This window comes from Amycolatopsis sp. NPDC051903 (assembly GCF_044452505.1).
Lineage (GTDB): Bacteria > Actinomycetota > Actinomycetes > Mycobacteriales > Pseudonocardiaceae > Amycolatopsis.
Map to the genome: position 1 here is coordinate 72,854 of NZ_JBITBT010000032.1, position 12,352 is coordinate 85,205.

General features: G+C 71.0%; 10 protein-coding genes. 6 read left to right on the forward strand and 4 right to left on the reverse strand.

The genetic code is table 11. From position 1 onward, the window contains the following. Positions 1-53: 53 nt before the first annotated feature. Together ACIA77_RS40220 and ACIA77_RS40225 are read right to left on the reverse strand one after the other, a co-directional pair. The gene (locus tag ACIA77_RS40220; protein ID WP_395891390.1) at positions 54-1,712 is read right to left on the reverse strand and encodes a gamma-glutamyltransferase; all 1,659 of its coding nucleotides are present in this window, start codon (positions 1,710-1,712) and stop codon (positions 54-56) included. A gap of 270 nt (positions 1,713-1,982) precedes the next feature. After that, on the reverse strand, positions 1,983-3,236 hold the full coding sequence (locus tag ACIA77_RS40225; protein WP_395891391.1) for a LuxR C-terminal-related transcriptional regulator: 1,254 nt from the start codon (positions 3,234-3,236) through the stop codon (positions 1,983-1,985). 153 nt (positions 3,237-3,389) lie between these two features. Between ACIA77_RS40225 and ACIA77_RS40230 the strand changes: the two genes are divergently transcribed. Together ACIA77_RS40230 and ACIA77_RS40235 are read left to right on the forward strand one after the other, a co-directional pair. Next, a complete protein-coding gene (locus tag ACIA77_RS40230) occupies positions 3,390-4,475 on the forward strand; it encodes an S-(hydroxymethyl)mycothiol dehydrogenase (RefSeq protein WP_395891392.1) in 1,086 nt (361 codons plus the stop codon). Continuing rightward, positions 4,472-5,104, forward strand: coding sequence for an MBL fold metallo-hydrolase (locus ACIA77_RS40235; RefSeq protein WP_395891393.1), 633 nt, complete (start codon positions 4,472-4,474; stop codon positions 5,102-5,104). The genes ACIA77_RS40230 and ACIA77_RS40235 overlap by 4 nt, the downstream gene beginning before the upstream one ends. 762 nt (positions 5,105-5,866) lie before the next feature. On the opposite strand, the gene ACIA77_RS40240 is transcribed toward ACIA77_RS40235, so the two are convergent. Continuing rightward, the gene (locus ACIA77_RS40240) at positions 5,867-6,859 is read right to left on the reverse strand and encodes a hypothetical protein (RefSeq protein WP_395891394.1); all 993 of its coding nucleotides are present in this window, start codon (positions 6,857-6,859) and stop codon (positions 5,867-5,869) included. Positions 6,860-7,497: 638 nt separating this feature from the next. On the opposite strand from ACIA77_RS40240, the gene ACIA77_RS40245 reads away from it, so the two are divergent. From ACIA77_RS40245 to ACIA77_RS40260, 4 genes are all read left to right on the forward strand, one after another. Next, entirely contained in the window at positions 7,498-7,884 is a 387-nt protein-coding gene (locus ACIA77_RS40245; protein ID WP_395891395.1) for a roadblock/LC7 domain-containing protein, read from the forward strand. 54 nt (positions 7,885-7,938) lie between these two features. Then, complete coding sequence (locus ACIA77_RS40250; protein ID WP_395891418.1) at positions 7,939-8,310, forward strand: hypothetical protein; 372 nt, start codon at positions 7,939-7,941, stop codon at positions 8,308-8,310. Positions 8,311-8,335: 25 nt separating this feature from the next. Continuing rightward, a complete protein-coding gene (locus tag ACIA77_RS40255) occupies positions 8,336-8,992 on the forward strand; it encodes a hypothetical protein (RefSeq protein ID WP_395891396.1) in 657 nt (218 codons plus the stop codon). Positions 8,993-9,065: 73 nt separating this feature from the next. Continuing rightward, complete coding sequence (locus ACIA77_RS40260; protein WP_395891397.1) at positions 9,066-9,938, forward strand: hypothetical protein; 873 nt, start codon at positions 9,066-9,068, stop codon at positions 9,936-9,938. Positions 9,939-10,078: 140 nt separating this feature from the next. Here ACIA77_RS40260 and ACIA77_RS40265 read toward each other — a convergent pair whose 3' ends face one another. After that, positions 10,079-12,343, reverse strand: coding sequence for a heavy metal translocating P-type ATPase (locus ACIA77_RS40265; protein ID WP_395891398.1), 2,265 nt, complete (start codon positions 12,341-12,343; stop codon positions 10,079-10,081). Positions 12,344-12,352 lie beyond the last annotated feature (9 nt).

Below are 12,352 nucleotides of genomic sequence, written 5' to 3' on the forward strand. Positions count from 1 at the left end.
GCGATGTTACGGGAGTTACATCGGGGTGTCGACGCCACCCCGTGCCACGCCCGTCAGAGCCCCGCGGCGACGCCTTCGCGCCGCGGACCGGTGCAGGTGCCGAGGCTGCCGTCGTCCTCGCGCCAGGCCATCTGGTACGTGCCCATGTGGTAGTCGTACTCGGGCAGCGGGTTGGTGAGCACCCCCAGCTTCGCCAGGCCGGCCGGCACGTCGGGGGAGACCCGCGATTCGACGGAGATCGTGTGGTCGTCCTCGTAGGGCAGGCAGCGCGGGGCGTCGTCGGCGTCGTACGGGTCCATGCCGAAGTCGAGGATGTTCGACAGGACCTGGGGCACGGTGCAGTGCACGTTGCCCGGCGAGCCGAGGGACAGCCACGGCTTCCCGTCGCGCAGGACCATCGTGTTGGACAGGATCGAGCGCATCCGCCCGCCGCCGACCACCCAGCCTTCGATGGGGGAGAGCAGGCTGTTCATCGCGTGGCTGCCGACCATCGGCACGCCGCCGACGACCTCGCCCGGGATCCCGCCGCTCTGCAGCGTGTTCATCATCTGCACCCAGTTGCCCCGCTCGTCGACGACGGTCAGCTCGCAGCTGCCGGCGGGCTGCTTGGCCGCACCCGACGCGGCCATCGCGGGCACGCCGCGGGTCAGCTTGACGTGCTCGGTGAGGTCGATCCGCGCCTTGGCGTTGCGCAGGATATGGGCGAACCCCTTGATCAGCGCGGGCGAGGTCAGCGGGCCGGTCGGGTCGCCGAAGACGCCGGGGTCGTTGAGGATCCCCGTCTCGAGCGTGGCGCGGCGCAGCGCGTGGGCGAGGTAGTACAGCGCCTCGGCGCTTTCCGACCAGTGCCCGACGGAGGTGATGCCGAGCTCGTCGAGGATGCCCAGCACGATCTGGCAGAAGATGCCCTGGCGCTCGGGCGCCGACTGCTGCACGACCGTGGACCCCTTGTGCTCCCACCGGTGTCCCGAGGACCAGCGCGGCGGGATCGCGGTGAGGTTCTCCAGCTTCACGTTCCAGCCGAGCTCGTTGCCGCGCGCCACGAAGTCCTGCGCCCACTTGCCCGTCAGGAAGTGGTCGGGGCCGTCTTGCGAGAGGGCGCGCATGGTCTCGGCCAGCTCGGGCGACGCCCAGCGGTCGCCGACCTGCGGCAGGTGCCCGTCCGGGGTGAAGTGCTTGCGACCGGATTCGGTGTAGAGGAAGAAGTCGACGGTCTGCGCCAGGACGAGGTGTTCGAACGAGGTGACGACGTGGCCTTCTTCGGCCCAGTGGACCGCGGATTCGCACAGCCGGGCCCAGGGGAGGGTCGCGAAGCGCTCGTAGAGCGCCTTCATGCCCGGCATGAAACCGGGCGCCACGGCGCGCGGAGTGCCGGGCGCCGCCGCGTAGAGCCCCTTGCCCACCGGGATCGGGGCGAAAGGCGCGAGGCCGGGCACGATGGTGCCCATGCTGTTCAGCTCGGCGACCTCGCCGGTGTTCGCGTCGTAGACGAGCGCGGTGACGGTTCCGGTGTGGTTGGTCATGTCCTGCTGGACGACGGCCTGCACCAGGTTGCCGGCGATCGCGGCGTCGACGGCGTTGCCGCCCGCTCGCAGCGTGTCGAGCATGGTGTCGGTGACGATCCGGTGCTGGCTCGACGCGACGGCGCGCCGGCCGGTCACGGGCTCCTTCGGGCCGACCCGGCCCTGTCCGGGTGCCGCAACGGTGGTCATGGTCCTCCTCGGATGGCGGTTTCCTGGTGGCCGATCCGCGGCCCGGACCTCGGGCGGGCCGGGCCGCGGACGGGTGTTCGGGCTTGTCGTCAGCTCGCGGGTTTCCGGGCGTCACGTCCAACTGTTTCATCACCAACGCCAGCCACGCCCGGCTACGCCGGCGTCGTGGCGCTGGTCGCGCTGCCGGTGCTGCTGAAAGGCATCCCGGAAATCAGCCTGCGCGCCTGACGGTGACCGGCTCCGCCGCGAACCTCCCGGCGGACGCACCGGTCACGCGGTGGCGGTGATCCCGACGGACAGGGCCAGTGCGGCAGCCTCGCCGCGGGAGCTGACGTCCAGCTTCTTCAGCACGCCGGCGACGTGGAACTTCACGGTGCTTTCGGTGATGCCCAGCGCGTCGGCGATGGACTTGTTGCGCTGGCCCCTGGCCACGAGACGCAGGACCTCGAGCTCGCGGCGGTTCAGCGTCGAGAGCACGGCTTCGTCCGCGTGGTCCTGCGTCGCTTCGAACGGCACGTGGACGGTGACGCGCCCGCCCCACCCGGCGACAGCGTCGATTTCGACGGTGGCGCCGAGCGTTTTCGCGCGTCCGTCGAGCTGCCGGCGCAGGGCGGCGGCGTCGAGGTGGCCGGAGCCGCGGTCGCGGACGTCCAGGTGCAGCGCGGCGGCATCCGTCGACCAGGCGATCCGCAGCCGGGCCAGGTCGGGCTGGGAGGTGAAGGCCAGCACCGCCGTGCCCGTCATCGCCCGGGCGGCGTGGGCGATCTCGCCGGGCAGCGGGTGCGCGTCCTTCGGCGGCGCGACGAATTCCAGCTCCACGTCGTGGTGGCGCAGCATCTGCCGGATTTCCTTGCGCAGCCGCACGAACGCGCTCTGGGCCGGCTCCTCGGAGTGGGCGAGGTCGGACTTCGGCGCCGAGCGCAGGGCCACCAGCGCGGCCGAGGCGGAGTCGGTGGCGGCCAGCCGGGCGTGGTAGTCGTCCAGCCGGGTGGAACGCAGCGCGGTCAGGATCGTGACGAGCGTGGTTTCGTGCGCCGCGGCCATTTCGGCGATGGTCCGGGCGCGTTCGGTCGACGCGGCGCGGGACTCGGCGAGGTAGTCCGGGCTGGCCTGGGCGACCTGCTGGCGGATCGAGGTCGCGACGATCCCGAACAGCCCCGCCAGCAGCGCCGGCTGGGGGAAGGGCGTCCGCGGGGAGCGCGGGACGAGCACGAGCAGGGTGCCGCCCGAGTCCAGCACGGTCCAGACCGTCCGGTCGGTGCCGCCGAGCGTGGCCGTGGTGGTCGGCTCGCGTTCGTGCGCGACGGTCGATTTGAGCTTCTCGAGCTCGGCGATGGTGATCTTGTCGGTGATCGCCTTGGCCCCGGCGACCTTGCGGGGGCGGCCGGTGCACTCGAGGGTGAAGATGACGAGCGCCTGGTGCGGCCACGCTTCGGCGAGGAACCGCGAGAACCGGGCGGCGATCTCGCGCAGCGGGCCCTGGATGACTTCCCGCAGCTCGGTCAGCTGGATGTGATCGGACACCCGGATGAGGCTAGCGATCTCCGGCCCTGGCCGGAAGACCAGGTTTCCCTCGACCGACGACCAGGTCGCGCTCGCGCCCGCGCGTTCTAGGGTCACGTCAGGCATGCGTTACCGCGCATGCCTTTTTCCGGCGAGTAGTGGAGGCGGCAGGGAATGCCACAGCAGGTGCGCGGGGTGATCGCCCGGTCGAAGGGCGCGGCGGTCGAACTGGTCGACATCGTGATCCCGGACCCCGGGCCCGGCGAAGTGGTCGTCGCGATCGCGGCGTGCGGCGTCTGCCACACCGACCTGACCTACCGCGAAGGCGGCATCAACGACGAGTTCCCGTTCCTGCTCGGCCACGAAGCCGCCGGGACCGTGGAAAGCGTCGGTGCCGGCGTCGAATCGGTCCAGCCGGGGGATTTCGTCGTCCTCAACTGGCGCGCGGTGTGCGGGCAGTGCCGGGCGTGCAAGCGCGGCCGCCCGCAGTACTGCTTCGACACGTTCAACGCGAAGCAGCGGATGACCCTGACCGACGGCACCGAGCTGACCCCGGCGCTGGGCATCGGCGCGTTCGCGGACAAGACGCTCGTCCACGCCGGGCAGTGCACGAAGGTGGACCCGACCGTGGACCCGGCGGTCGCCGGCCTGCTCGGCTGCGGCGTGATGGCCGGCCTCGGTGCCGCGGTCAACACCGGCGGCGTCGGCCGCGGCGACTCGGTGGCGGTCATCGGCTGCGGGGGAGTGGGTGACGCCGCGATCGCGGGCGCCCGGCTCGCCGGCGCGACGACGATCATCGCCGTCGACCGTGACGAGCGGAAGCTCGCCTGGGCGCGCGACCTCGGCGCGACGCACGCGGTCAACGCCGCGGAGACCGACGCGGTAGCTGCCGTGCAGGAGCTCACCGGCGGGTTCGGGGCCGACGTCGTGATCGACGCGGTCGGGCGCCCCGAGACGTGGCAGCAGGCGTTCTACGCCCGCGACCTGGCCGGCACGCTGGTGCTCGTCGGCGTCCCGACCCCGGACATGCGGCTCGAGATGCCGCTGCTGGACTTCTTCTCCCGCGGCGGCTCGCTGAAGTCGTCCTGGTACGGCGACTGCCTGCCGGAACGGGACTTCCCGATGCTGATCGACCTGCACCGCCAGGGCCGGCTCCCGCTGGACCGGTTCGTCACCGAGCGGATTTCGCTCGACGACGTCGAAAAGGCCTTCCACACGATGCACGTCGGCGAGGTGCTGCGTTCGGTGGTCGTCCTGTGAGCGGCGCGCTGCGGATCGACCGCGTCGTGACGTCGGGGGTCTTCGCGCTCGACGGCGGCACGTGGGACGTCGACAACAACGTCTGGCTCGTCGGCGACGACGACGAGGTGGTGGTCGTCGACGCCGCGCATGACGAGAAGGCGATCACCGAAGCGGTCGGCGACCGCAACGTCGTCGCCGTCGTGTGCACCCACGGGCACAACGACCACGTCACCGTCGCCCCGCAGCTGGGGGAGCACCTCCACGCGCCGGTCCTGCTGCACCCCGGGGACAAACAGCTGTGGGAGATGACCCACGCCGGGCAGCGGTTCTGGCGCGCCGAGGACGGCGAGCGGATCGCGCTCGCGGGCACCGCGCTGCAGGTCATCCACACGCCGGGGCACTCGCCCGGTTCGATCTGCCTGCACCTGCCCGAGGCCGGCGCCCTGTTCACCGGCGACACGCTGTTCGCCGGCGGGCCCGGCGCGACCGGCCGCTCGTTCTCCGACTTCCCGACGATCATCTCGTCGATCCGCGACCGGATCTTCGCGCTGCCCGAGAACACGCGCGTCCACACCGGCCACGGCGACGGCACCACGATCGGGACCGAAGCACCGCACCTGGCCGACTGGATCGCCCGCGGGCACTGACCCAGGTGCCGGAGTGCCCGGCGGGATGCTGCCGGAGGTGTTCGGTCCGTGGCCGCCGGCACGGACCTGGCACCGGCGGCTGGCCGGCAACGGCACCTGGGTCACTCTGCTGCGGCGACTGTTGACCGCAGCGGACGCGGCTGGCCTGGTCGTTGGGGCGGTGTCGGTCGACTCGATGACGCGCGGGTGCATCAGCGCGCCTCCGACATCACGTGTGTCACAGGGGCCGGGTCGAACCAAGCGGATCCGCTGACCGAACCGCCTTCGCACGCGATCGGCCGTTCCCGCGGTGGTCGGAGCACGAAGGTCCACCACCTCGCCGACGGGCACGGCCGGTCGCTGGTCGCGCTGGTCGGTTCGGGGCGGGCCGGAGACGCGCCGATGTTTCCGCACCTGATGCGGCAGCCGCGCGTCGCTCGTACCGGAGGTGGCCGGGCCCGCACCCGACCTGACCGCCTCCGGGCGACAAGGCTTACTCCTCACGAGAGATCCGCGGGCACCTGCGCGCCCGCGGCATCTTCGCGAGGATCCCCGAACCTTCCGATCAGGCCGGGAAGCGAAAGCGCCGGGGCTCAGGCGGCGGCCGCCCGCCGGGGTTCGATCCCCTCGAGTGCCGAGGTCGCAACGTCGCCGGACGACGGTTGAACCTGCTCGAACAATGGCGAGGCCTGGCCAGCCGACACGACAACTCGCCGTTCTCTTCCGCAGCGCGGTAGTCCTCCATGCCGCGATCACCCGGACCAAGGCAGGTCAGGCACTGATCTAGTCGCCGCAGTTGCCCTTGGTCGGGATCGGCTTGCTCGGGTCGAACTGGCCCGGGTCCTCGGTCAGGGAGGGAGCCCCGAAGTCCGGTTCGCTGAAGGCGGGCGCGAGCCGGTCGGTTTTCGAGGCGGTGCAAGCGATGCTGGTGAAGTACGAGTTGAGCCGGTCCAGCCACAGGCCGCGGCTCTTCGGGTCCCAGTGGGATCCGCTGCGCACGACGTAGTCGGCGTCGACGCGGACGAACGGCTCCAGGTCGGCGGGGCCGTAGATCACGCGGGTGCCGGGGTCGAAGGCGTAGGCCACGACGTAGGCGACGTGGACGACCAGTTCACCGGTCTTGCCCGCCCGTGTGGTCATCGTCCCGGTCATCCTCGGCTGGACGGGCAAGAGGTGGTAGCCGTCGGCCAGGAAAGTCACGTAGCTGTCGGCGTGGGCTTGGAGGTCCGCTCGGGCGTCGGGGGCGAACAGGGCGGTGTAGCCGGCTGATTTGTGGCCCTCCAGGGTGTCCTGGTCGAACTGGGCGAGGGTGATCGCCCGCTTGACCTCGTCCTCGGCCTGACCGACCTGCTGCGCGGAGAACGAGCCGGCCGGCTTCGCGGGCGGGATGCTCAGGCCCGCGATGCCCTCGGCCCAGTTCTGGGCCGGGGTGCCGTCGAACGGCCGGGTCAGGTCGACGTGCGCGGCGAGCGGCAGGTCGGTCGGCGCGGTCGCCGTGGTCGTGACCACCGAGGAAGTCGACCCGGCCGCGGCTGCCGCGGGGGCACCGGAGTACTGCTCGGACGTGGCCCGTCCCCAGGTGTAGAACGCGAAGCCCGCCGCGGCCAGGCCGACGAGCACCGCGGCGGAGATCGTCACCCGCTTCCGAAGGTGCGCACGGCGTCTGCTGCGGCGCAGGCCGATCCACGCTTCCTTCTCGGCGTGCCGCTGCCAGTCCGGATCCATCAGGTCCGGGTGGTTCTCGATGCCGTGCTCGTCCACAGTCTGCCGCCCCATCTCGTTGATCTCGCACCGGAGATCGGCGATCGGGGCCGGCCGTTACGCCGGAACGATCTCCGCAACCGTTTCGGAACCTGGGGTTCCGGCCGCAATCCGGCGAAAGGGGCGAAGGCCGCCTTTCGCGGTGCCGCGCGAAGTGGCGGGGTTCACCTCCGGATCCGTCGCCCGCCACTCACCAAACCGTGCTGGTCCGAATGGCCGAACCAATACTTTACGCCGGAGTAGTAATTGTTGACCGGCGCCTCGCATTGCCGCAGTTCACCCCATTTCTCGATGGTTTAAAACGGTGACTGCCGCGAGTCGGTGATCAATTTTCGAGGTATGGACCACTGCTGTGAAACCTTGTATTGATGACAGAGGGTGACTGGTCCGAACGTGTGATGCTCGTAATGATCTCGCGTGGCATGTATGCCGTGTGTGGCCACAACGGTAGTGTTCCGCCGCGAGAGCAACCCGAATGGGCGGTGATCAAGTCTGCCGGCCGGGTTCCCTACCCATGAGTTAACTCGGAGTTACCGCTGGAACGTGATCGTCGGGCTGCCTCCGAATTTGCCGTGCGTGGATCTCGCCCACCCGCTGAGCGGGGATACTTCGGGTCTTCGGGAAATCCCACCAGGTCCGTTCATCCCTTTTTGATGCAGGAAGAAAAAATAGTGGATTTCGACGCGCTGGCCGCAGAACTGCGGAAACTCCGGGAAACCGTCGCCGGGGTCACCGACTCAGTGCTCGCCGCGGTCGACGGGATACCGATCATCGCCGACGCGGCCGAAGGTCTCGACCCCTTGAAGCTCTCCGCGCTCGCCGCCGCCGACCTCGGGATCGCCCGCCAGGCGTCGGAGGTGTGCGGCCAGGGCACGTTGAAGCAGACCGTCGTCTTCAGCAGCGAGGGCTACATGGCCGTCTACGCCATCGGCCGGGTGGCGGTGCTGGTCGTGTTGGGAGACAAGGGACTCAACGTCGGGCGGCTGCTGTTCGAGTCGCGGCCGGTCATCGAGCGGATCGGCGCCATCCTGGCCGCCTAGCCGAGCACGGCACCGCAGTCCACCACCAGTTTCACAGGAGGAGTTCGCGTCATGATGAACATCGACACCGCGTTGAAGGAAGCCATGTCCATCGCCGGCGCCATCGGCGTCGCGCTGGTCGACTACGACAGCGGGATGTCGCTCGGCACCAGCGGCGGCGGTGACTGGCTGGACCTGGAGGTCGCCGCGGCCGGCAACACCGAGGTCGTGCGGTCCAAGCTGCGGGTGATGTCCTCGCTGGCGCTGAACGACAGCATCGAGGACATCCTGATCACGCTGCACCGCCAGTACCACCTGATCCGCCTGCTGAACTCGGTGGGCTCGAGGAACTCGCTGTTCCTGTACCTGGTGCTGGACCGCGAGCGGGCGAACCTGGCCCTGGCGCGGCACTACCTCAAGCGCATCGAGGCGGACCTGCAGGTGTAGCCCGACCCCCAGGGAGGAGGCGGTGATGACCGGAGGCGGTTCCAGCGCCGCGCTCGGCATCGGCTCGGCGTTCATGACCGACCTCGGGTCCCTGTTCCCGGCGAGGATGAACCTCGCCGGTGACGAGCTGGAGTTCACGTTCGTGCTCGCCGGCGACGGTTCGGAGTGGGCGCGGCTGCGGTCCGTCGCCGGCCTGGCCGGCAAGGTGCCCCGCTTCTTCGCCGACGCGGGTGGCCGGCGGTTGCGCATCGAGCTGACGGGGACGTCGGTCGGTGCCTTGATCGTGCAGCCGGCGGACCTGACGCCCGCTGCGGTGAACGCCCCGTACCTCGGCCGGTGGCAGGACCGGATGACGACCACGGTGCAGCTCGCCGTGGACGAGATCGCGCGCATGCTGGCGCGGTGCCGGCACCGCGCCGGGGGCGCCGAACCGCTGATCGACCTGGAGCTGGCCTACGAGCCGGACCGCGATTACCGGGACCGCGTCGCCGAAGCCCACGAGCAGTTCCGGAGCTTCATCGCCCCGGTCCGGCCCGTGCTGCAGCTGCGTTTGCGGTCCGTGACGGCGGCCCAGCGCAAGGCGTTCCTCGACGAACTGCCCGACGCGGCCGCGGCGCGCAGCTGGTTCCGCCGCCGGCGCACCACCAGCATCATGGGGCTCGAGGTGGAGCTGCTGTCCTGAGCCGGCCCGCGCGATCACTCGTTCGCGGGCCGGCTTCGCAGGTTTTCGCTGGGGTCAAGGGTGTTCTCGCGCGATGCGTCCCGTTCGGTATTCCATCAACGTCACCCTCGACGGTTGCTGCGACCACCGGGTGATCCCCGCGGAGCGGCCCGACTGGATCGAACCTTTCGCCCGCACGATCGAGGGCGCGAAGAAGTACTTCTTCTCGTCTACTCTGGACCGGGTCGACTGGAACGCCGATCTCCTGCGCGGAGGCCTGGCGACGGCCGTCCGGCAGCTCAAACAGGAGACTTCCCGTCAGGCGCGGTGGCGATGCGGTATGAGCCGCGAAGGTAACGTTCGCCATCGAGGTACTCACTGCCCTTCCGTCGTCCACCAAGGTCGCGCCGGCACGAGCGCGGTCATCGAGCCGAGGTTCCGGATGTGCAATGCCAAGCCGATCGCCTGGCGAACCGCCGCCCACGCGTTCGAGCGGATCCTGCGGGAGCACGGTGCCCAGCCCGATGCGGTGACCGACGTCGAGGTCGCCTGGGACGCGTTCGCCGAGTTCCTCCAGACCGGGCTCGCCGGGGTCGCACCGGCCGGCGAGGACGGCGATGGCTTCATCGTCCAATGGGGCCGCCGTTCCTGGGCCGGCAACCGCCTCCACTTGGCTCTGACCAGACAACTCGCTGTGCTCGAAGACGGTGACGCCGAGGGGTCCGACTGGCAAACGGAACTCTGGCACGTCGAGTTGCAGCTCGCCTTCGACGATGAACCGGCCCTGATCGCCCTCGAGCCGGCCCTGGCTGCCGTCGACACCGGGTTCCGGTTCGACCCGATCGGCCCACCGCGAGCCGCGGCGTTGGCCGAGGGGCGTACCCAGGCGCTGCGGCAAGCGCTCGTCCGTGCTTTGTGGACCGCGACTCCGGTGAGCAGTGCACTGACCTTTGCGCGCGCGTGGTGAGGTGCTCGCCTTCCGAACGGTCGCGGAGCCGTTGCCTGGTCAGGTGAATCGTCGGATTCGCCTGCGAAAGACCGGGTTCGCGGCCCGGAAACGGTGCGCCGCCGGCCGGTCACTGCTGGAGTGGCCGGCCGGCGGAGCGATCAGGTACGCGACCGGTTCGAGGCGCTGGTGAAGCTCCGCAGCCGCAGGCTGTTGGCGACGACGAAGGCGGAGCTGAGGGCCATGGCGGCGCCCGCGAGCATCGGGTTGAGCAAGCCCGCCGCGGCGAGGGGGAGGGCGGCCAGGTTGTAGGCGAACGCCCAGAACAGGTTGCCCTTGATCGTGCGCAGCGTGCGGCGGGACAGGCGGATCGCGTCGGCGGCGGCGCGGAGGTCGCCGCGGACGAGGGTGAGGTCGGCGGCCTCGATGGCGGCGTCGGTGCCGGTGCCCATGGCCAGGCCGAGATCCGCCTGCGCCAGTGCGGGTGCGTCGTTGACGCCGTCGCCGACCATGGCGACGACCTTGCCTTCGTCCTGCAGCCGCTTGATCACGTCCAGCTTGTCGGCCGGCAGGACTTCGGCGATCACCTCGTCGATGCCGACCTCGTCGGCGACCGCGCGGGCGACGGCCGTGTTGTCGCCGGTGAGCAGCACGGGGGTCAGGCCGAGCCGCCGCAGCCGGCGGATCGCCTCGGCCGAGGTCGCCTTGACGGTGTCCGCGACCACCAGCACACCGCGGGCCGAGCCGTCCCACGCCACGGCGACCGCGGTCTGGCCCCGCTGTTCGGCCGCGGCCTTGACCGCCGCGAGTTCGCCGGGCAGCGGCTGGCTCCAGTCTTCGAGCAGCGCCGTGCGGCCCACCAGGACCGCACGGCCCTCGACGACACCCTGCACCCCGAGCCCTTCGACGTTCCCGAAATCCTCGACCGGCGGCAATGCCCCGGCCCGCTCGCGCGCGCCCCGGGCGATCGCGGTGGCGATGGGGTGCTCGGACGCGTGCTCGAGCGCGCCGGCCAGCCGGAGCAGTTCGGCCTCGTCGACTCCGGCGGCGGGGTGCACGCCGGTGAGTGTCATCCGGCCCTCGGTGACCGTGCCGGTCTTGTCGAGCACCACGGTGTCGGCGCGGCGGGTCGACTCCAGCACCTCCGGGCCCTTGATCAGCACACCCAGCTGCGCCCCGCGGCCCGTGCCGACGAGCAACGCCGTCGGCGTGGCCAGGCCCAGCGCGCACGGGCACGCGATGATCAGGACCGCGACCGCGGCGGTGAACGCGGCCGCCGGGCCGGCGCCGCTGCCGAGCCAGAAGCCGAGCGTGGCCACCGCCAGGCCGATCACGATCGGCACGAACACCCCGGACACCCGGTCGGCCAGCCGCTGCACGCCGGCCTTGCCGCTCTGCGCGTCCTCGACGAGCTTGGCCATCTGCGCCAGCTGGGTGTCGCCCCCGACGCGGGTGGCGCGCACGACCAGGCGGCCGCCGACGTTGACGGTCGCGCCGGTGACGGCGTCGCCGGCACCGACCTCGACGGGGACCGATTCGCCGGTCAGCATCGACGCGTCGACGGCGGAGCTGCCCTCCTCGACGACGCCGTCGGTGGCGATCTTCTCGCCGGGCCGGACCACGAACCGGTCTCCCGCCGCCAGCTCGGCCGTCGGGATGCGGACCTCGGCGCCGCCCCGCAGCACGGCGACTTCCTTGGCGCCGAGCTCCAGCAGCGCCCGCAGCGCCGAGCCCGCACGGCGCTTGGCCCGGGCCTCGAAGTAGCGGCCGGCGAGGATGAACGTGGTGACGCCCGCGGCGACCTCCAGGTAGAGGTCGGCGGCAGCGTCGGACGGGGCGATCGTGAACTCGAAGGGGTGCACCATGCCGGGCGTGCCCGCGGTGCCGAACAGCAGCGCCCACAGCGACCACCCGAAGGCCGCCACCACACCCAGCGACACCAGGGTGTCCATCGTGGCGGCGCCGTGGCGGAGGTTCGTCCACGCCGCCCGGTGGAACGGCCACGCACCCCACGTGACGACCGGAGCGGCCAGCGTGAGCGAGATCCACTGCCAGTACGTGAACTGCAGTGCCGGGACCATGGCCAGCACGATCACCGGGACGGCCAGCGCCACACCGGTGATCAGGCGCTGCCGCAGCACCCGGGTGGGGTCCGCTTCGGCTGGTTCGTCGGCGGCGGACTGCTCCGGGTGCGGCAGGGCGGCGGTGTAGCCCGCGGCCTCGACCGTCGCCACCAGTTCGGCCGGGTCGACGCCGTCCGGCGCCGTCACGCGGGCCTTCTCGGTGGCGTAGTTGACGGATGCGGTGACCCCGTCGAGCTTGTTCAGCTTGCGCTCGATGCGGTTGGCGCAGGACGCGCAGGTCATCCCACCGATCGCGAGTTCGATGTCGGTCACCGGGCCGGTTCCGGCCGTGGTGGTGCTCATGTCGTCTCC